This window comes from Xanthomonas sp. WHRI 10207, from assembly GCF_040202975.1.
Lineage (GTDB): Bacteria > Pseudomonadota > Gammaproteobacteria > Xanthomonadales > Xanthomonadaceae > Xanthomonas.
Genome location: NZ_JBEGDX010000006.1, coordinates 75,818 through 96,068 on the forward strand (window position 1 = coordinate 75,818; position 20,251 = coordinate 96,068).

Consider the following 20,251-nt stretch of genomic DNA (forward strand, 5'->3'; position numbering starts at 1 on the left):
GTCGCCCGTTGCAGTGAGGCGGTCGCATGCCGTTTGAATTGAACGCAAACCGCCGTATTGGGCTGGCCTTGCTGTGGTTGGCGTTGCTGGTGGTGGCCGGATTCTGGTTGAGCGAGACGCTCAAGGTCACTGGCGATCTGCGCAAGTTCATGCCCGCCCTCCGCAGAAAAAAAGCACCGGAGTTGCCCGATGCCGCGCGCGCGGCCGGTGGACGTCCAGCCATTGCGGTGAGGCAGTTGCATGCCGTTTGAATTGAACGCAAACCGCCGCATTGGGCTTGCCTTGCTGTGGCTGGCCTTGCTGGTAGTAGCCGGATTCTGGTTGAGCGAGACGCTCAAGGTCACTGGCGATCTTCGAAAGTTCATGCCCGCCCCGCGTACGCCTGCGCAAAAACTGCTGATCGAAGAACTCGGCGAAGGCCCGGGCTCGCGGCTGTTGCTGATGGCCTTGTCCAATAGCGACCCGGCCACCCTGGCCGAGCAATCGCAGCGGTTGCACCAGGCATTGGCCGCGCAGCCGGCGCTGTTCGAGCTGGTCGGCAACGGCGGCACTGCGGGGTTGGAGGCGATTCCGGAGCGCTTGTTGCCGTATCGCTATCTGCTTAGCGACAGCTTCGACACCGCACCGCTGGACGCGGCGACGCTTGAAGCGGCGCTGCAGTCACGCGTGCAGGATCTGGGCTCGCCGGCAGCGGCGATGGTGGAGCCGCTGCTGCCGCGCGACCCGACGCTGGAAGTGCTGCATCTGGCCGAGACCCTGCAGCCGGCGGCCGCACCGCAAACGCGTAATGGCGTGTGGTTCGATCGCGCCGGCACTTCGGCACTGTTGATCGTGCAGACGCATGCGGCCGGCTTCGATCCCACCGGCCAGCAGCTGGCCTACGACGCCGTGCAGGCGGCGTTCGCCACAGTCAGTAAGGGCACCACGACGCAGCTGATCTTGACCGGCCCGGGCGCATTCGCGGTGGAGATCACCGCACGCACCCAGGGCGAATCGCAGTGGATCGGCACGCTGGATACGGTGGGTCTGGTGCTGTTGCTGATGATCGCCTACCGCAGCTGGAAGATTCCGGTGCTCGGCGTGTTGCCGCTGGCCAGCGCCGGCCTGGCTGGCCTGGGCGCGGTGGCGCTGGTGTTCGACGGCGTGCATGGCATCACCGTGGCATTCGGCTTCACGTTGATCGGCGTGGTGCAGGATTACCCGATCCACTTGTTCAGTCATCAACGCCCCGGCCTGGATCCGCGCGACAACGCGCGGCATTTGTGGCCGACGCTGGCGACCGGCGTGGTGTCCACCTGCATCGCGTATGTGACCTTCCTGTTCTCCGGTGTGGATGGTCTGCGCCAGCTGGCGGTGTTCACCATCGCCGGTTTGGCCACTGCGGCGGTGACCACGCGTTGGCTGTTGCCGTGGCTGATCGACCCGGCCCCGCGCGACTATGCCGACTCGCGTCTGTTGGCAACGCTGTGGCGCGGTATCGCGCGGCTGCCGCGGCCACGCATCAGCCTGGCGGTGATCGCGGTGATCGGCCTGGCGGTGATCGCATTCGCGCCCGGCCAGTTCTGGCAGAACGATCTATCCAAACTCACCCCGGTGCCGCCCAAGGCGTTGGCGCAGGACACCCACTTGCGTCAGGAGCTGGGCGCGCCCGATGTGCGGTATGTGCTCGCGCTGCCTGCCGCCAACGATGAAGCGGCGCTGCAGGCCAGCGAATCCCTGCGGCCGCGGCTGGATGCGCTGGTACGCGACGGCGCCCTGGCCGGCTACGACATGGCCGCGCGCTATCTGCCCAGTGCCAAGACCCAGCAGGCGCGTCAGGCGGGGTTGCCGGATGCAGCGCAGGCGCGCGCGCTGACCGAGCGCGCGGTGGCGGCCACGCCATTCCGCAGCGATGCGTTCGCGCCATTCCTGCAGGATCTGGATGCCGCCAGGCGCGCGCCGCCGCTGCTGCCGGAGGATCTGACCGGCTCGCCACTGGCCACCTCGGTGGGCGGCTTGCTGCTGGGCCGCGGCGATCGCACGACCGCCCTGGTGTCGCTGACCGGCTTGCATGATCCGGCGGTGTTGGCTGCGGCGGTGCAGGGCAGCGGCGCGCAATTGCTGGACCTGAAGGACGCGTCCGAATCGCTGGTGGCCGCCTACCGCGGCCGCGTGCTGGGCGCCCTGGGTGTGGCGGCGTTGTTGCTTGCGGTGACGGTGGCGATCGCGTTGCGCAGCCCGCGCCGTATCGTGCGTGTGCTGTTGCCGATGGCGCTGACCACCGTGTTGATCCTGGCGATCCTGCGCGGCATCGGGGTGGAGCTCAATCTGTTCCACTTGATCGCGCTGATTCTTGCCGCAGGCTTGGGCCTGGATTACGCCTTGTTTTTCGATCACGCCGGCGACGATCACGCCGATCAGCTGCGCACGCTGCATGCATTGATCGTCTGCAGCCTGATGACATTGCTGGTGTTCGCGCTACTGGCCGCCTCCAGCATCCCGGTGTTGCGCGCGATCGGCAGCACGGTGGCACTGGGTGTGTTGTTTAATTTCATCCTCGCGTTGCTGGTGTCGCGCGAACCGGCACTGGAGCGCACACGCAATGGAGAATCGCATGCAGGGACGTGACGCAATCGCCGCCTTGATCCCGCATCAGGGCAGCATGTGCCTATGGGACGAGGTGGTGACCTGGGATGCGCAGCGGATTGTGGTGCGCAGTCATGCGCATTGCAGCGACACGCATCCGCTGCGTGCCGATGGACGTCTGCGCGCGCTGCATCTGTGCGAATACGGCGCGCAGGCCATGGCCGTGCATGGCGGCCTGCTGGGGCGCGCGTCCGGCAAGCCGGTGCGCCCGGGCATGCTGGTTGCGCTGCGTGCGGTGGAATTGCATGTGACGCATCTGGAGGCCTTGCCCGATGCCATCGAGTGCGAAGCGCAGGTGCTGATGCAGGGCGAGGACAGCCAGCAATACAGTTTCCGTCTGACCCATCAGGCGCAGCTGCTCGCCGAAGGCCGTGCCACGGTGATGCTGGGCGCGGCCTGAGATCTGCATCAGGGTGCGGCGTGTGTCTTCGTTGCAACCAGTGCGCTCAGGTTGGCGACGCTAGGTAGGCGGTGCGCATACAGCCGTGCAATGTCGCCGCCGCTGTGTAGATGCTCAAAATGCTCCAAGCCGATAGAGAGGAATTCGGGATTATCATCGCGCGCGGGCTTGATCTCGCCGACTTCAAGTGCCTTCAATGCGCTGATCCAATGGAAGGACTGACCGGCATCCTGGCGATTGAAGTAGGCGTACCAAACCGGAATGCGGAACAGTCGTTCGAACGCCACGGCACGTTTGAGCTCGCTCTCGTAGGGAAGGCTGTAATACGCCTGATTGGCGTGCTTGAACTGGACGTAGTTTTTCACGTCGACGGCGATCAAGCCAATTGATTCCAAAAGCATCAGGAAATCCGGACGTTTAACCGCAGTGCCAAATAATGGTGCGAAGGTGTCCTGCCCTTGGCAAATGGCCACATAGCTGAAGCCATGCAATTGCAGCCAGGTATTCATCGCGTCCTCGCCTTGTTTGCCAAGGCCCGCCAAGTTCACTGCACTCATTTCGTTTCGTTCATCGCCGCGAATGCCTGGAAGCTACCAGCCAGATTCGAAGGTGCTCAAGCGGCAGTGGTCGGATTTGCGGCATGGTCAGGCAAATACGGGATGGGTGCCAAGAGTCCGTCTTTCAGTAGTCAGCTTGCTCTACGATAACCCTCCTTCTCTGCTCATATGGTTCGTGGCTTATGAACTCAGCTGCACGACGCGCACTCGTCACAGGCGGCAGCGGCGATCTTGGCGGTGCGATCTGTCGCCATCTGGCGGCGCAGGGGCGGCACGTGATCGTGCATGCCAATCGCAATCTGGCGCGTGCGCAAGAGGTGGTTGCCGCCATCGTGGCCGACGGCGGTAGCGCCGAAGCGGTGGCCTTCGATGTGGCCGATGCGCAGGCCAGCGGCGCGGCGCTGGAGAACCTATTGGCGTCCGGCCCGATCCAGATCGTGGTCAACAACGCCGGCATCCACGACGACGCGCCGATGGCGGGCATGAACGCCGAGCAGTGGCATCGGGTGATCGATGTGTCGCTGCACGGTTTTTTCAATGTCACCCAACCGTTGTTATTGCCGATGGCGCGCACGCGCTGGGGACGCATTGTCAGCGTGTCGTCGGTGTCGGCAGTGCTGGGCAATCGCGGGCAGACCAATTACGCCGCAGCCAAGGCGGCATTGCATGGCGCGACCAAATCGTTGTCGCGCGAGATGGCCAGCCGCGGCATTGCCGTGAATGTAGTGGCGCCGGGCGTGATCGAAAGCGACATGGTCGGTGAAAATTTCGCGCCGGAGGTGATCAAACAACTGGTGCCCGCCGGGCGCGTCGGCAAACCCGACGAGGTCGCCGCGCTGGTCTCCTTCCTGTGCTCGGAGTCTGCCGGTTACATCAATGGCCAGATCATCGGCATCAATGGTGGCATGGGCTGATTGCCTGATGTCCAGGCTGCTGCGTTGCGCGCGTGGCTAGCTGCGACGACGGCGCTGATCGATAGCACCTTGCGTTACAACCGATGGCGTCCGAGTGTCATCGGCTTTACAGCCGATCTCATCGATCTTCATGTCGGATCGCATAAGCATGACGTGCGCTTCAAGAAAAAACGCGCCGTTGCCGGCGCGTTTGATCGGCCTCACGCCGCGTCCGCGTACCACGTCGCCGTCAGGATCGGGTCGCCGCTGGCGTTGGCGGTCAGTGCGTCCAGCCCGTGATCGGGCAGGTCGGGGTGACGGTGGCGCGCCTGCTGCAGGATCTCGCGTGCCAGCACCGCCATCTGCGCCACGTTGGTGTGGATGCGTGCGGCAAACGCGTCGTCGTCCAGGGTGTCGTGCAAGGCGCCATTGAGCTCGTTGAACCAGCCGATCAGATACTGGTCCAGCAGACGGCCATCGCTGGTAGCGATGCCTTGAGCAGTGTTGTGCACGCCCCAGTCGTGCAGCACGCGCTGCATGGCCAGGTTCATGTCGCGCGCATAAAAGAAGTCGGCTTTCATGCGCGACAACAGGCTCAGGTCGGCGATGCGTCCGGAACAGAACAGCGGCGCCAGCAACGACCAGTAGTAGGTGTAATCCCAGATCACCTTGACCGGCATGACCTGCTCGTCGCCGAACAGCGCGTACTGATCCTGATACAGGGTCAGGGTGTTTTCGTAGAACGAGAAATACAGTTGCTCATACAGCTCGGTATACGGGCTGAGCGACCTGCCGGCGCGATCGCGGCCGATCAGTTCGCAGATATAGGTGTTGGAGATGGCGATGAAGTCGCTGCCCGGCGAATAGAACGGATCCAGGAACACCCCCGCCTCGCCGGTGAGCGCCCAGCGCTGCGACGAGAACACCTGTTTGCAGCCATACGAAAAATTGCGCAGGAACAGAAAGTCCTGCAAGCGGTAGTCGGCCTTGTCCAATGAGGCGGCGACCTGCGGTTGATGCAGACGCAGCCAGTCCATGGCTTTTTCGTGCGTGTTCATGGTCTCCAGCGGGTGCATCTGCGCATCGCACACGATGCCCAACGAATGCGCGCCGGACGACAGCGGGATCAGCCAAAACCAGTAACCCGGCCCGCACATGTGATTGGTGGAACGCCAGCGGTCCGGCGGCGTGCAGCGCTGCAGCCAGCTGCTGTCCTGCGACCAGCCGTTCGGGTCGATCAGGCCTTCCACGCGCCACCACACCGCATTGGCGTTGTGCGCGTTGTCCTGTGCCAGGCCCAGCTTGCGCTTGAGCAGGCCAGCGCGGCCACTGGCATCGACCACCCAGCGTGCGCTCAGCGTGCCCTGCTCGCCGGCATGTTCGTAGCGCACCGCGTGGTCGGTCTCGTCCTCTGCCAGATCCACGCCCTTGACGCTGCAGTTGTCCAGGAACGCGATGCCCTGCGCGCGGGCGCGCTCACCGAGGAAATTTTCGAAGCGGCCGCGGTCGATCTGCCACGACGGTGTCGGCAGGATCTGGCTGACGCCCAGTTCGGTGCAGCGGTCGATGTCTTCGCGTTTGTCGGAGAAGAAGAAGCGGAAACCGAACTTGCGGATCTGCTCGGTCTCCAGATGCTCGCGCAACCCCAGCACGTCGGCAAAATAATGCGCGCCGATCTCCACCGTGGATTCGCCCACCTTGAACGCGGCCTCGCGCACCGGGTGCGCACGGCGCTCCAGCACGGTGATCGCAAGCTCCGGATCGCGTTGCTTCAATTGCAGGGCCAGGCTCAGGCCGGCCAGACCACCACCGGTGATGACGACATCGCGACGCTGTGCATTCATGGGGACGGGTTGCTCTTGGTAGCCGCGGGCACAGTAGCAAATTCGCCGTCGGCATCGTCAATGATCACCGGGTTGGCGCGCACGTTGCGGTACTCGCGCCAGATGTGCCCGTAGGTCCAGGCCTGCACGACCACGTGCGAGGTGATGTTCCACAGGTCGCGCACCAGCCGGAAATGGCTCTTGCGGAAGGTGCCCGGCGCGCTGCCCGCGTAGCGGGTTTCGATCGGCACCGCGACCACCCGTGCGCCGGCCTGGCGTGCGGCGGAAATCAGCAGCTGCGCCTCGAACACAAAGCCTTCGCCGGACACGTTGGGCAGGGTGAACACCGAGGCCGGATACAGCCGTTGGCCGCTCTGGCTGTCCACCAGTTGAAAACCGCAGGCCCAGGCGATGCCCCAGTCGCCGAAGTCGTTGCCGATCCGGCGGATGGTGGGCTGGGTGGCGCGCTTGCGCATGCGCGCGCCGACGATCACGCAGCCGGGGTGGCGGTTGGCTGCGGCCAGCAGACGCGGAAAATCGGCGGCCTTGTGCTGGCCATCGCCGTCCATGGTCATCACCGCGCGCATACCCATTTGCTGCGCCTGCGCAAAGCCGCTGCGCAACGCGGCGCCCTTGCCCATGCGCTGCGGATGGCGGATCAGGCGCACCGGCAGGTCGGCGATGCAATCGGCGGTGCCATCGTCGGAACCGTCGTCGATCACGATCACATGCGAGCAGTAGGTCAACGCATCGGTGACCACTTCGCGGATACGCAATGCCTCGTTCAAGGCCGGCACCAGAATCGCGGTGTCCTCGCGGGTCAGCGGCACCCGGCTCATGGCTGCAGCTCCACACGCAGCACCCGGCCAGGGCCGGCATACAGGGCGGCGCTGTCGCCGTGACCGGCCAGCAGCGCGAACAGCGGCAGCATCGGCGCCATCGCATTGGCGGCGACATGGCGCGCCAATGCGCCGTCAGCGGGAGACGGCGCGCCATCGTCCAGCCACGCTTGCAGCTGCGGCTTGCCGGCCTGGCCAGCGCTGCCCAGCACCAGCGCGCCACCAAGCAGGCCCTGGCTGGGCGAGATGCGGCCAAGCGGCCCCACCGAGCGCGCGTCGTAGCCGGCCAGCAGCACTGCATCGACGCCGGCGGTGAGCTGCACCAATGCTTCCAGCAGGCCTTGCGCGAAACTGGCGTCGTGGGCGCTGATCGCCGTAGCCGGCGTCATCGCGCCGGCACCGATGGTCCAGTAGCCGGCCGCGGCGTTGTGCACCGAGTTGTGGAACTTGGTCGGCGAGATCGCCAGCGGGTCGCTGGCCAGCGTGGTGCACATGTAATCGGTGATGGCCAGATCGCCGTGCGTGGAGGTGAACACCGACGGCAAGCTGGCAGGGTCGCGGCCGGCGGCGGTGCAGGCCGCCAGTGCGGCTTCCAGCGACACCGCCACCGTATCCGGCGCGCGGCGGCGCTCGTTGGCGGCCAGCAGCTGCGGCGCCGGACGTGCGGGCGTCTCCTGCAGCGGGCCGCCCTGCATGAAGGCATGCGCGGCCTCCCAGTTGGGCAAGCCTTGGGTCCAGAAGCCGATCCCTTCGATGGTGGCAGTCAGCATCAGCGTGCCCGCCCGAACAGCAGCGAACAGTTGTTGCCGCCAAAACCGAAGGAGTTGTTCATTGCGTAATCGATCCGGGAATGGGCGTTGTCGAAGCGGATCTGCGGGCCGCAGGCGGGGTCGGGCACCGCGCTGTTGAGCGTGCCCGGCAGCACGCCGTCGCGTAGCGCCAGCAGGGCGATCACCGATTCGACGATGCCGGCCGCGCCCAGGGTGTGGCCGGTCCAGGCCTTGGTCGAGCTGGCGTGCAAGGTGTCGGGGAAGATCGCCGCCACCGCTGCCGCTTCCACGCTGTCGTTGGCCGGCGTGGCGGTGCCATGCAGGTTCAGATAGCCCACCGCTGCCGCGTCCAGGCCGGCGCGTTCGAGCGCGCCACGCATCGCCAACTGCGCGCCCAGGCCCTGCGGATGCGGGGCGGACATGTGGTGCGCATCGCTGGATTCGCCATAGCCGTACAGCCACAACGTCGCATCCGGAGCGGCGGCGGTGCGTTCGACCAGCGCAAAGCCACCGGCTTCGCCCAGGCTCAGGCCGACCCGGCGCGCGTCGAACGGCTGGCATGGTTCGGGGGCGACCACCTGTAGCGAGTTGAAGCCGAACAGCACGCTGCCGCATAAGGTGTCCACGCCGCCCACCAGGGCCGCGTCGATCACCCCGGCCTCGATCAGCCGCGCCGCCTGGGCAAACACCTTGGCACTCGACGAACAGGCGGTGGCCACGGTCACGCTGGGGCCGCGCAGGCCGGTGGCGTGCTGGACGAAGTCGCCCAACGAATGCGGGGTGTGCACGATGGGGCGGTCCAGATCGTCCGGAAACCGCGCGCCATCGGCGTCTTCCACCAACCGTGTATAGGCCTCTTCGCTGGCGCCGATGCTGGAGGTGGAGGTGCCGATGATCACCGCCACGCGCTCGGCGCCATAGCGCTGCGCGGCGGCCTGCACGGCGTCGGCCATGCCGTCCTGCTGCAGGGCCAGCCAGGCCAGCCGGTTGTTGCGGCAGTCCCAGCCTTGCAGCGCAGCGGGCAGGACCACCTCTTCCACGCCGTCGACGCGGCCGATCCAGCATGGCAGCGGTTGCGGTCCGAAATCGTTGTAACGCAGACCGCTGCGGCGCGACTGCAGCGCGGCGGCCTGGGCCGCGAGCCCGGCGCCGAGCGCGGTGGTGGAGGTGTAGGCGGTGACGGCGACCGGGGCCATCTGGGACGAATGCTGCGCTTGGCTCACGATGGTCTGGCTGGCAAAAAGTGCTCGCAGTATATCGGTGGCGTACGCCAGCCCCGTCGATGGCGCAACTGAACGCGCCGGTCATGTCGCTGACGTGGCTGGGATTTTTCGCAGCGGCCGCGCTTTCGCCATCGCCGCAATTGGGACACAATCCTGCGACCCACCGCTCTACGAGCGCGATCACGCGCGCATGCACGCCTACGTCTATAAAAGCCAACGCAAGCAGGACACCTTCGTCTACCTCGCCAAGCGTGACGATTTCTCCGGTCTTCCCGCTGCCGTGCACGCGCCGTTGGCGCCATTCGCATTCGTGCTGGAGGTGGTGTTGACGCCTGAGCGCCGCCTGGCGCAGGCCGACGTGGTGACCGTGCGCGAAGCGCTCGCCAAGCACGGCTTCTACCTGCAGCTGCCCAAGACGGTAGTGCTGGCGGGCGAGTGCGACTATGACTGAGCCGCAGCGTGCCGCGCGATTGCGCGCCGCAGCGCTGGCGGGTGCAGCCGGCGTGGTGTTGTCCCTGCTCGGTGGCCTTGGTGGCGCCGTTGCCGCAGTGAGCCTGTGGCTGGCGCAGCCGGCCTTTGCATTAGCGGTGTCGTGGGCGCGTGGCACCCGCGCGCTGGCGACGCAGCCGCGTGCCATCGCACAGGCGCTGCCGCCGTTGCTGGCGATCTGGGGCGTAGGCCTGCTCGCCTTGGCGGCATTGATCAGCTGGCCGCTGACCGCGCTGCGCGATAGCGGCAGTCTGGCCGCCGCCTTGGCCTTGAGTGTGGCCGTCAGCGCCGCCTTGCTGGGACTGTGGCGCACCTGGCCGTTGTGGGGCGAAGTGGAACGCGACGGTGGCGCGCTGGCGCCACGCTGGCACGCGCTGGCCACGCAGGAACTGCATGCCTGGCGCGGTCTGCTGGCCGCCGCATTGGTGTTGACGGTGTGCACCCTGGTGGTGGCGCTGGCCTGGCCGGGTTGGTTGTCCGGCGGTCTGCGCTGGGGCCTGGCGATTGCCGCCAGCGCGCTGCTGCCCGCCGCCCATCTGCTGTTGCAACGTACCGCCGCACCGGCGCGCAGCGATGCGCCGGTGGCCCGGCAGGCTGCCGACTTCTTCTCCGAGGCGGCCGCCGAACCGCGCCCGCTGGAGCCGGTCGCCCAGCATCAACTGGTGCCCGAACTGTTCGAAGCCGCACGTAGCGGACGGGTGGATCGCGCGCTGCAATTGCTGGAGGCCGGCGCCGACCCGCAGGCGATGCCGCTGCCAGAGTGGCGCGACCAACGCAGCCTGCCGGCGCTGGCGGCGGTCCTGCCGGATCTGCGTCTGCTGCGCGAACTGATCGTGCGCCGCGTGGACGTCAACCAGCCGCATCGCGGCATGACGCCGTTGCTGGCCGCCACCCGCGACAGCTGGCATGGCCGCCCCGATGCGGTGATGACGCTGCTGGCCAACGGTGCCGACCCGCGCTCCACCGACAACGACGGCAATACGCCGCTGCATCATGCGGTGCGCAGTTCCGACCCCGGCGTGGCCGCGTTGCTGCGCGATGCAGCCGCCGACCTGGACGCGCTCAACAACGAAGGTCACTCGCCGCTGGCGATGGCGTGCCAGGTCGGCAATTGGCGGCTGGCGAAATTTTTGCTGGAACGCGGCGCCCATTCCGAACCGGACGGCGGCGCGCCGGTGTTGCTGGCCGCCGCCGGCACCGAAGAAGACGACCCGGCCGGCGTGCAGTTGCTGCTCAAGCACAAGGCGCGCGTGGATGCGCGCGATCGCCAGCGCCGCAGTGCCTTGCACGAAGCCGCGCTAGCTGGCCACGGCGACATCGTCGAAGCGCTGTTGTCGGCCGGCGCCAATCTGGAAGCGCGCGATCTGCTCGGCCGCACGCCGTGGCTGGATGCCGCGCGTCAGGCGCGCAGCGCGGTGCTCGAACGCCTGGTCGCCCGCAAGGCCGATGTGCTGGCCATCGACGGCGACGGCCGCAACGCGGTGATGCTGGCCTGCGCTGCCGACAGCGTGTCGCCTGCGCTGATCCGCCGCCTGCTCGATCTGCAGGTGCCGGCCGACAGCGTCGATGTGCATGGCCGTCGCGCCGTGGACGTGGCCGCCGAAGCCGGGCGTTGGGCGATCGTGCAATTGCTCGACCCCAACTATCCCTTGCCGGCTGCCGTCAGCGATGCGCATGGCGACACCCCCGGCGTGGCGGTGCTGCCCGATCGCCCGCCGCTGGTGTTGCTGCGCGAGGGCCTGCAGTTCGGCCAACGCGATGGCCTGGACGCGCTGGCGCGACTGTGCGCCCCGGACGAACTCGGTGGCCTGCTGCACGACGCGCATCTGGCGCTCAACGCCGATGCGGTGGACTGGCTGCTGCGTCACGGCGCCGATGCCGAAGTGCGCGATGCCTGCGGCGACGTGCCGATGTTTGCGCTGCTCTCGCGTGGTGTGGAGGCGGTGCCGGCGCTGCAGGTGCTGCTGCGTCACGGCGTGTCGCCGGCCGGTGCAGGTGGCCTGACCCGGCTGCTCAGCGCCTGCGTGCAGCACGATGCGGCATCGCGCGGGCTGGAACAGTTCGCAGTGGAATTGCTCGAGCGCGGCGCCGACCCATTCGCCCCGTCGGCGGCTGGCGATCCGCCATTGTCGCTGGCCGTGCGGCTGGGCTGGCTGCGCCTGCAGCAGTGGTTGCTGGAACACGGCGTGGATCGCGAAGCGCGCGACAGCCACGGCATGACTGCGCTGCATCTGGCCACCGCGCTGGGCCGCGATGCCTCGCTGAAATTGCTGGTCAAGCAGGGCGCCTCGCCGGAAGCACGCGCTGCCGACGGGCAGACCCCGCTGGGTGTGGCGCTGTCGATCGGCCGGCGCGATCTGGCCGACTGGCTGGACTGGCGGATCTGGTCGCTGCCACGCCGCACGCTGCGCGAAGCGGACGTGCCCGCGGCCGCGATGACTGGCGATACCGATGCGGTGCGACGCCTGATCGACCTCGGCCTGCCGGTGGATGCCGTCGATGCCCAAGGCTGCACCGCGCTGCTGCGTGCGGCCGGTGGCGGCCACCTGGGCGTGGTCGCGCACCTGCTCGGCCGCGGTGCCGACCCGCAGCGCGCAGCCAATAGCGGCGCCACGCCGTTGTCGGCGGCGGTGAGCATGCGCCAGACCGATATCGTCGCCGCCCTGCTGCAGGCCGGCGCGCAGATCGAACATCGCCTGCCCGGTGGCGTGACCGTGCTGATGCTGGCATGCGCACTCGGCCTGCCGGACATCGTGGCGCGTCTGCTCACGGCCGCAGCCAACGTGCACGCCACCGACGATCAGGGGTTGGCGCCGCTGCATTGCGCGGCGCTGTACGGTTTCACCGCGCGCGACACCACCCGCCTGCTGGCGCTGCTGGACACCTTGTTGCTGGCCGGCGCCGACCCTGACGCGCTCGCCGGTGGACGGGTCAGCCCGCTGCTGTTGTTGTTGGGTGCGCGCGCCGAACCGGGCACCGCCTGCGACGAAAAGGTGGTGCTGGCCGGCGTCGAACGTCTGCTCGACGAAGACGTCTCGCTGGATGTGGCAGACCAACGCGGCTTCGGCCCGCTGCATCTGGCCGCCCTGCATGGCTTGCCGCTGCTGGTGCAGCGCCTGCTGCGCGCCGGTGCCGATGCCGACCGTCGCGATGCGCTCAACCGCACCCCGCGCGAGATCGCCATCATGCGCGGCTTCATCGATGTGGCCGGCCAGTTCGAACCCGCGTTGCCGGGCGTCTCTTCGATGGCGCGCTTCCTGCGCGAAGGCCGCTGAGCCAGCGCGGCGGCACACCGCTGCGGGTGCTGTTCGTATGCAGCCGCAACCGGCTGCGCAGCCCCACCGCCGAGCGCGTGTTCGCCGACTGGCCGGGCGTGCAGACCCAATCGGCCGGGCTGGCAGAGGACGCCGAGGTGCAGGTCACGCCCGAATTGCTGCAGGAGTCCGACCTGGTGCTGGTGATGGAGCGCCGCCACCTGCAGTTGCTGCGCAAACGCTTCGCCGCGCATCTGCGCCATTGCCGCGTGGTGTCGTTGCAGATTCCCGACGACTACACCTATATGGATCCGGCACTGATCCGTCGGCTGGAACACACGGTGCCACCGTTGCTGCGTTTGCCCGCGTATTCGTAACCCGATCCCGACACCGCGCATGTAAGACTGCGGATTCTTTCGCTGGAAGGAAACGCCCACACGATGAGCGTGCGTATCGAGGACCACGCCATGCTGGGCAATTGCCACAGCGCGGCCCTGGTCGACCATCGCGGCACCATCGACTGGCTGTGTCTGCCACGCTTCGATTCCGATGCGGTTTTCGCATCGCTGCTGGGCGACGAGCAACACGGGCAATGGGCGTTGTCGCCCGCCGCCGCATTCCGCAGCGAACGCGCTTACGAAGACGACAGTCTGGTGTTGTGCACGCGCATGCGCACCGACACCGGCACCGTGGAACTGGTCGACTTCATGGTCGCCAGCGACAAAGACGACAGCCACCAGCATCTGGTGCGCATCGTGCGCTGCGTGCAGGGCGAGATGCCCATGCACATGCGCCTGACGTTCCGTTTCAACTACGGCCGCACGGTGCCGTGGGTGACCGGCATCGACGGCGGCATTCGCGCGATCGCCGGCCCCGACCAGCTCGCGTTGCGCTCGCCGCAGGAACTGCACGGCGAAGACCTGGGCACCGAAGCCGACTTCACGTTGCGCGAAGGCGAAAGCACCTGGTTTCTGCTCAGTCACGGCGCCTCGCATCAGCCCACGCCGCCTGCGATCGATCCGGAGCAGGCGCTGCAACGCACGACCGCGTTCTGGCATGGCTGGGCACGTCGCTGCACCGATGTCGGCCCGTGGACCAAGCAGGTGCGTCGCTCGCTGGTGGTGTTGAAAGGGCTCAGCTATCTGCCCACCGGCGGTATTGTGGCTGCGCCCACCGCCTCGTTGCCGGAGCATCTGGGCGGCACGCGCAACTGGGATTACCGCTACTGCTGGTTGCGCGATTCGGTGTTTACGCTGATCGCGTTGCTGCAAGCCGGCTATCGCGATGAAGCTGCGGCGTTTCGCGACTGGGTCCAGCGCACCATTGCCGGGTCGCCGGATCAGTTGCAGGCGCTATACGGCATCGGCGGCGAGCGCCGATTGCAGGAATGGGAAGCGCACTGGCTGCCCGGCTACGAAAATTCCGTTCCGGTGCGCATCGGTAACGGTGCGGTGGATCAATTTCAGCTCGATGTGTACGGCGAGCTGATCGGCGCCTTTCATTACGCACGCGAAAAAGGCGTGGGGCCGCCTGCCGATGACGATGGGTCGTCGGCGTCGTTGCTGGAAAAGATTCTCGACACGCTGGAAACCCTGTGGCGCCAACCGGACGAAGGCATCTGGGAAATCCGCGACGAGCGCCGGCATTTCGTGCATTCCAAAGTGATGGCGTGGCTGGCATTCGATTGCGGCAGCCGCGATGGCATTACCAATGCCGATGCCGACAAGCGCGCGCACTGGGGCCGGCTTGCCGAAGAGATCCGCGCCGAAGTACTGGAAAAAGGCGTGCATCCAGATGGCCACTTCGTCCAGAGCTACGGCTCCGATCGTCTGGACGCATCGCTGTTGCTGATTCCCATCGTCGGCTTTCTGCCGCCGGACGATCCGCGCATCGCCGCCACCGCCGATGCGATCGCGCGCGAGCTCACCATCGATGGCCTGGTCGAACGCTATCGCGCCGACGACAGCGCCGATGGCCTGCCGGCGGGCGAGGGCACCTTCCTGGCCTGTAGTTTCTGGCTGGTGGAAAACTTTGCGTTGATCGGTCGCACCGATGAGGCGCGCGCATTGCTCGAGCGTTTGCTCGGTCTGTGCAACGACGTGGGCCTGCTCGCAGAAGAATACGACCCGCGCGGCAAACGCATGCTTGGCAACTTCCCGCAAGGGTATTCCCACGTGGCCCTGGTCAATGCGGCATTGCGCCTGCACGGACGCATGGGCGAAAAGGAAACACATCCATGAACGAACAAGCCACAACCCCGCCGTGCATCATCGTGGTCTTCGGTGCCCGCGGCGACCTGACCAAGCGGTTGGTCATGCCGGCGCTGTACAACCTGCGCCGCGCCGGTGCATTGGGCGAGGAATTCGCCATCGTCGGCATGGACCATGGCGACATCAGCGAACGCGCGTGGCGCAGCAACATGGGGCAGTCGATGACGCAGCTGCTGAGCAGCCGCGACGCCGAATTCCAGACCGACGAATTCGACACCGACACCTGGGACTGGCTGCGCGAGCGCATGCATTACCTGCGCGGCGACTTTACCGACCTTGGCGCGTATCAGGCGCTGGACGGCGTGCTGGAGAAACTGCACAAGCGCTATGGCACGCAAGGCAATGTGCTGTTCTATCTCGCCACCGCCGCGCGCTTTTTCGAGCCGGTGCTGTTGAATCTCGGCGAAGCCGGCCTGGTCAAACAACGCGAAAATCAGGGCTGGCGCCGCGTCATCGTGGAAAAACCGTTCGGCCACGATCTGCCCAGCGCCAAGCATCTCAATGCCACCGTGGCCAAGGTGCTGCATGAGGATCAGGTGTTCCGCATCGATCATTTCCTGGGCAAGGAAACCGTGCAGAACATTCTTGCGTTCCGTTTTGCCAATGGTTTGTTCGAGCCGGTGTGGAACCGCGACCGCATCGATCACGTGCAGATCACCGCCGCCGAAACCATCGGTGTGGAAGGGCGCGGGCGCTTCTACGATCCCACCGGCTGCTTGCGCGACATGGTGCCCAATCACCTATTCCAGTTGCTGGCGATGATTGCGATGGAACCGCCGGCCGCATTCACCACCGAGGCGATGCATCGCCGCCGCGCCGAAGTGATCGAAGCCGTGCGCCCGATCAAGCCGGAAGACGTGGTGCGTGGTCAATACGCGTCCGGTGCGGTCAATCGCAGCGCCGTGCCCGGCTATCGCGAAGAAGACACCGTGCCGGACGACTCGGAAACCGAAACCTATGTGGCGATGAAGCTGCAGGTCGATACCTGGCGCTGGGCTGGCGTGCCGTTTTATTTGCGCACCGGCAAGCGTCTGCGCGAGCGCACTACCGAGATCGCCATCCGCTTCAAACCCGCGCCGCTGGCACCGTTTCGCAGCACCGAAGTCGGCGGCTACGGCCCCGACTGGCTGGTGCTGCATATTCAACCTGATGAAGGCATTTCGCTGCAGTTCGACGTCAAGCGCCCGGGCGCGCAGGTTGCACTGGCGCCGGTGCGCATGGACTTCCGCTACCGCGACTGGTTCCCCAAGGAATACACCGTGGGTTACGAGCGCCTGCTGCAGGACTGCATGAACGGCGAAGCCGGCTTGTTCCAGGATGCGGCGATGGTGGAAGGTGCATGGCGCATCGTGCAGCCGATCCTGGATGCCTGGAAACAACCGGCCAGCGACTTCCCCAACTACGCCGCCGGCAGCGCCGGCCCCTCGGCCGCCGACGCGTTGCTGGCCATGAACGGCGGACACGCCTGGCGCGCACTCACCCCAGGCCGCAAACCGCCGCCGCGCCGCCCGCTGGAAGTGCGTGCGGGTGCTGCAACGCCGGTGAAGAAAGCCGCCAAGAAGGCTGCGAAAAGGACGAGCAAGGTGCCAGCCAAACGCGCATCTGCATCTTCAACAAAACCTGTGCGGGCGAGCGAAGCAGCGTCTGCCAAGCCTTCAAAGAAGACGCCAGCCAAGCGCGTGAGCAAGCAGGTGCCGAAGGCCGCGAAAACCGTCAGCAAGGCAGCAGTCAGTCAGGTTGCAGCGAAGAAGTCGGCTGGTAAAACCGCAGCGCGCAAACCGCGCGGCTGAGCAACGCGATCGACATACAGCCGCTGCAGTCATGCAGCGGCTGTATGCGTCGTCAACGTACAACATAAGAAACATGCAACATAAGAATTGCCGCAGTTGTGTGCGGAGTACCTCCACACGATCTCGCGCGAGGCGCGCTACGGGATTGCCGGTAACGCCTCGTCGCGCGCAGGCACGCTCCTACACAAGCTCAACGATCCTACACAAGCTCAGCGATCGTGCGTCGTCGGTGCCGGCTCAGCATCCACATCCGCCTTGACGTCGGCTTCGAACAGGCGCATCAGGTCTTCGCGCGCATCGCGCGAGGTCTGCAGCACTTTGGCTTCGTCGTCGTAAACCAGGTGTTGCGCACGCATCAGGTCTTCGTCGTGCTTGCGGAAGCGCTCGATGTGTTCGCGCGCGAGCGCATCGCCCACGCCGAGCGAGGTCAGCACGCGTCCGCCCAGTTCCAGGCTGGAGGCGAATACCTCGCGGAACGGTTCGGCGCCCAGGTCCATCAGTTTCCAGGCGTGTTGTCGGTTGCGCGCGCGCGCCAGCACGGTGGCCTGCGGGTAGAGGCGGCGGATCAGCCGCACCGTCTTGATGTTGGTTTCCGGGTCGTCCACCGCGATCACGAACACCTTGATGCGGTCGGCGCCGGCGGCGCGTAGCAGGTCCGGCCGGGTCGGGTCGCCGTAATACAGTTCGCCGCCGAAGCGACGGATATCCTCCACCGTGTCGGGGTTGTGCTCCAGCGCCACAAACGGCACATGGCGCGAGGTAAGCAGGCGGGCCACCACCTGGCCAAAACGGCCCACGCCGGCGATCAGCACCTGCGGCGACTGCGCATCGATGGTGTCGAAGGGGCGCTCGGACTTGGGCACCTGCACCCGCAACGGTCCGTTGAGCAGGCGCTGCATCCCGAGCAGCAACAGCGGCGTCAGCGCCATCGAGACACCGACGATGGCCACCAGGCGGTCGTGATTGGCCGGATCCAGCAGGCCGACGCGATCGGCCTCGTTGAACACCACAAACGCGAATTCGCCGCCCAGCCACAACACGCTGCCCAGCATCAGGCTGCTACGTAGCGGCAGCTTGGCGACGCTACCGATACCGACCAGCAGCGAGAACTTCACCACCAGCAGGATCGCCACGCCGGCGGCGATCAACCCCGGTTCGGCGACCACGCGATTGAGGTCGATGCCCATGCCCACCGAAATGAAGAACAAGCCCAGCAGCAAGCCTTCAAACGGTTCGATCTGCGATTCGAGTTCGTGGCGGAATTCCGAATCGGCCAGCAGCACGCCGGCGATGAAGGCCCCCAGGCTGGCGCTCAGGCCGGCTTCCTGCATGATCCAGGCGGTACCCAGCACCACCAGCAACGCGCTGGCGGTGAACACCTCCGGCATGCGGGTGCGCGCCACCACATTGAACAGATAGCGCAACACAAAGCGCCCGCACAAGATCACCAGCGCCAATGCGGCCATCGCCTTGGCCACATCGGGCCAGGCGAGAGTGGCGTTCTTGCTGCCACCGAGCAACGGAATGGCGGCCAGCAACGGGATCGCGATCAGATCCTGAAACAGCAGGATGGCGAAGGCCAGTCGCCCGTAATCGCTGCCCAGCGCCTTGCGTTCGGCCAGCAGCTGCAGGCCCACCGCAGTGGACGACAACGCCAGCGCCACGCCGACGATGAGCGATGTTTTCCAGCCCAGATTGCCCAGCATCAGCAGGCCGCCCAGGATCATGGCCGTCACCACCACCTGGGTGGCGCCAGCCCCGAACACCGAATGGCGCATTACCTTCAGGCGGGCTGGCGACAGCTCCAGGCCGATCACGAACAGCAGCATCACCACGCCGATTTCGGCCGCGCCGCTGATGCGCTCGGCATCCTGCACTACGCCCACACCATCCGGGCCAAGCACCACGCCGGCGACCAGATAGGCCAGCACCGCGCCAAGGCCAAAGCGCTTGAACACCGGTACCGCCACGATGGCGGCCAGCATCAGGACCAGAGCCAGTTCCAGGCCACCGCTATGCATGCACATTCTCCGTTGAGGTGCGCATTATGCCGCCCGCAGCAGTCGGCCAGCTTGCACCAACGTGCCGGAGTCGCCGCCGATGCGCATCGCATGCCACACGGTGCGGTGCTGTGAGATGCGACAGCGCCACGCAACCGGCCACGTTGGTACGCGCGGCCATGCGGCGACCGCAGCGCCCAGCATCCGTCAGACGGAGCTGGTGTGCTGGATGCGCTGAAATCGCACCCTCAAAGCGAACAAGACCCGCTACTGCTCCTGCGATAGCAGGACGCCGAGAAGCCTGCGCAGGGCCACTGCACAGCCGCCAACGGCGTGAGGCCGGTGCGCTGTGCGGCATGCACGACGCATCTCACTGCGCCATGCATTCCCGCGGTGTGGCCGCGCGCTACGCTCGGTTGGCTGCGCTCAGTGGCTCTTGAGCAGGAAGCGTCGATCCAGCGGCTGCAGCGGACGAGCGTTGAATGGATAGACGCGCTCGAAGGCGTTGATCTGCTCCTCGGACACCTGCACCGGCTGCTCGAGCACCACCCAGTCCACCGTTTCGCTGCACGGCGGGGTGGTCAGCGAGCCTTCGTAGCGATAGAAGCGGCGTTGCTGCTTGGGCGGAAGGAAATCGCTGGCCCGCACCGAGGCGTTGGCGACCTGACGGGTCTGGTTCTTGTCTTTGGGCATGGCATCCAGCACCCGCTGGAAGGCAGGATTGGCCTTGCCGGTTTCGAAGAAGATCGCCAGCACGCCCAGGGTTCCATCCGGGCCCTGATGCACGATGTGCGCCTCCATCGGGAAGCGCCGGCCGTTCAACAGGTGCTCGCTCGGGTGATGGAAATGCAGCTGCAACGCGGTGTACTGCTTGCCACCGATCAGCATGGTGCCGCCGTCATGCAACTCCAGCTGGATGGAATGGCCGGTGTTGCGCACCGCCAGCGGCACGGCGCTGTAGTCCAGCTCCAGCTTGCCCAGGTTGGCGTCGAGCGCGCCTTTCAGATCGATCGGGCTATTCTGTTGGCCGTTGCCGCACAGCACGTTTTCCTTGGCCAGTTCGGCCCAGTGCTCGGCGCCCTCCGGACCGGTATAGCCCCACTCATGCCCGACGTGTTGGGGGGTTTCGTGCGCCTCCACGGGGGGAGTTGCAGGCAGCGTGGTTTGCGCCATGCCGACCGTGACCCAGCCCGCGGCGGCACACAGGCACACCGGGCGGAGACGGCGTAACAAAAACGACATAGAAGACGGCATTGGTGATTCCTGAGCAGCGACGGGAGCGGAGGGACGCGATGGCGCGCGCCCTTCAACGAAAACA

General features: G+C 66.3%; 16 protein-coding genes. 9 read left to right on the plus strand and 7 right to left on the minus strand.

The features are described from left to right. Nucleotides 1–26: 26 nt before the first annotated feature. The 3 genes from ABQU90_RS18095 to ABQU90_RS18105 are packed head-to-tail and all read left to right on the plus strand — an operon-like array spanning nt 27 to nt 3,025. Entirely contained in the window at nt 27–251 is a 225-nt protein-coding gene (locus tag ABQU90_RS18095) for a hypothetical protein (RefSeq protein WP_323523144.1), read from the plus strand. Then, nucleotides 241–2,607 carry an MMPL family transporter gene (locus ABQU90_RS18100; RefSeq protein ID WP_323523145.1) on the plus strand — a complete coding sequence of 789 codons (2,367 nt, stop codon included), beginning with the start codon at nt 241–243 and terminating at the stop codon, nt 2,605–2,607. Before ABQU90_RS18095 ends, ABQU90_RS18100 begins: the two co-directional genes overlap by 11 nt. Continuing rightward, nucleotides 2,594–3,025, plus strand: coding sequence for a hotdog family protein (locus ABQU90_RS18105; RefSeq protein WP_323523146.1), 432 nt, complete (start codon nt 2,594–2,596; stop codon nt 3,023–3,025). The genes ABQU90_RS18100 and ABQU90_RS18105 overlap by 14 nt, the downstream gene beginning before the upstream one ends. A gap of 8 nt (nt 3,026–3,033) precedes the next feature. Here the strand turns inward: ABQU90_RS18105 and ABQU90_RS18110 are convergent, their stop codons facing one another. Further along, complete coding sequence (locus ABQU90_RS18110; protein ID WP_323523147.1) at nt 3,034–3,582, minus strand: hypothetical protein; 549 nt, start codon at nt 3,580–3,582, stop codon at nt 3,034–3,036. Between the two features lie 182 nt (nt 3,583–3,764). Here ABQU90_RS18110 and fabG point away from each other — a divergent pair, with 182 nt between their 5' ends. After that, the gene (fabG, locus tag ABQU90_RS18115; protein WP_323523148.1) at nt 3,765–4,496 is read left to right on the plus strand and encodes a 3-oxoacyl-ACP reductase FabG; all 732 of its coding nucleotides are present in this window, start codon (nt 3,765–3,767) and stop codon (nt 4,494–4,496) included. 200 nt (nt 4,497–4,696) lie between these two features. Here fabG and ABQU90_RS18120 read toward each other — a convergent pair whose 3' ends face one another. The 4 genes from ABQU90_RS18120 to ABQU90_RS18135 are packed head-to-tail and all read right to left on the minus strand — an operon-like array spanning nt 4,697 to nt 9,103. Continuing rightward, the gene (locus ABQU90_RS18120) at nt 4,697–6,319 is read right to left on the minus strand and encodes an NAD(P)/FAD-dependent oxidoreductase (RefSeq protein WP_323523149.1); all 1,623 of its coding nucleotides are present in this window, start codon (nt 6,317–6,319) and stop codon (nt 4,697–4,699) included. After that, nucleotides 6,316–7,137 carry a glycosyltransferase family 2 protein gene (locus tag ABQU90_RS18125; RefSeq protein WP_323518144.1) on the minus strand — a complete coding sequence of 274 codons (822 nt, stop codon included), beginning with the start codon at nt 7,135–7,137 and terminating at the stop codon, nt 6,316–6,318. The genes ABQU90_RS18120 and ABQU90_RS18125 overlap by 4 nt, the downstream gene beginning before the upstream one ends. Continuing rightward, nucleotides 7,134–7,907: a beta-ketoacyl synthase chain length factor gene (locus tag ABQU90_RS18130; protein WP_323523150.1), complete on the minus strand. Its 774-nt coding sequence runs from the start codon at nt 7,905–7,907 to the stop codon at nt 7,134–7,136. The genes ABQU90_RS18125 and ABQU90_RS18130 overlap by 4 nt, the downstream gene beginning before the upstream one ends. Continuing rightward, nucleotides 7,907–9,103, minus strand: a complete 1,197-nt coding sequence (locus tag ABQU90_RS18135; protein ID WP_323523151.1) for a beta-ketoacyl-[acyl-carrier-protein] synthase family protein — start codon at nt 9,101–9,103, stop codon at nt 7,907–7,909. Before ABQU90_RS18135 ends, ABQU90_RS18130 begins: the two co-directional genes overlap by 1 nt. A gap of 217 nt (nt 9,104–9,320) precedes the next feature. Here ABQU90_RS18135 and ABQU90_RS18140 point away from each other — a divergent pair, with 217 nt between their 5' ends. From ABQU90_RS18140 to zwf, 5 genes are all read left to right on the plus strand, one after another. Next, nucleotides 9,321–9,581, plus strand: coding sequence for a YcgL domain-containing protein (locus ABQU90_RS18140; protein WP_323523171.1), 261 nt, complete (start codon nt 9,321–9,323; stop codon nt 9,579–9,581). Next, nucleotides 9,574–12,894: an ankyrin repeat domain-containing protein gene (locus tag ABQU90_RS18145; protein WP_323523152.1), complete on the plus strand. Its 3,321-nt coding sequence runs from the start codon at nt 9,574–9,576 to the stop codon at nt 12,892–12,894. Before ABQU90_RS18140 ends, ABQU90_RS18145 begins: the two co-directional genes overlap by 8 nt. 26 nt (nt 12,895–12,920) lie before the next feature. Beyond that, entirely contained in the window at nt 12,921–13,250 is a 330-nt protein-coding gene (locus ABQU90_RS18150) for a low molecular weight protein tyrosine phosphatase family protein (RefSeq protein WP_323523153.1), read from the plus strand. Between the two features lie 63 nt (nt 13,251–13,313). After that, nucleotides 13,314–15,113, plus strand: a complete 1,800-nt coding sequence (locus tag ABQU90_RS18155) for a glycoside hydrolase family 15 protein (protein ID WP_323523154.1) — start codon at nt 13,314–13,316, stop codon at nt 15,111–15,113. Then, nucleotides 15,110–16,933: a glucose-6-phosphate dehydrogenase gene (gene zwf / locus ABQU90_RS18160; RefSeq protein WP_323523155.1), complete on the plus strand. Its 1,824-nt coding sequence runs from the start codon at nt 15,110–15,112 to the stop codon at nt 16,931–16,933. Before ABQU90_RS18155 ends, zwf begins: the two co-directional genes overlap by 4 nt. A 209-nt stretch (nt 16,934–17,142) precedes the next feature. Here zwf and ABQU90_RS18165 read toward each other — a convergent pair whose 3' ends face one another. Together ABQU90_RS18165 and ABQU90_RS18170 are read right to left on the minus strand one after the other, a co-directional pair. After that, nucleotides 17,143–18,954, minus strand: coding sequence for a monovalent cation:proton antiporter-2 (CPA2) family protein (locus ABQU90_RS18165; RefSeq protein WP_323523156.1), 1,812 nt, complete (start codon nt 18,952–18,954; stop codon nt 17,143–17,145). A gap of 405 nt (nt 18,955–19,359) precedes the next feature. Beyond that, nucleotides 19,360–20,187, minus strand: a complete 828-nt coding sequence (locus ABQU90_RS18170; protein ID WP_323523157.1) for a carbonic anhydrase — start codon at nt 20,185–20,187, stop codon at nt 19,360–19,362. Nucleotides 20,188–20,251: the final 64 nt, after the last annotated feature.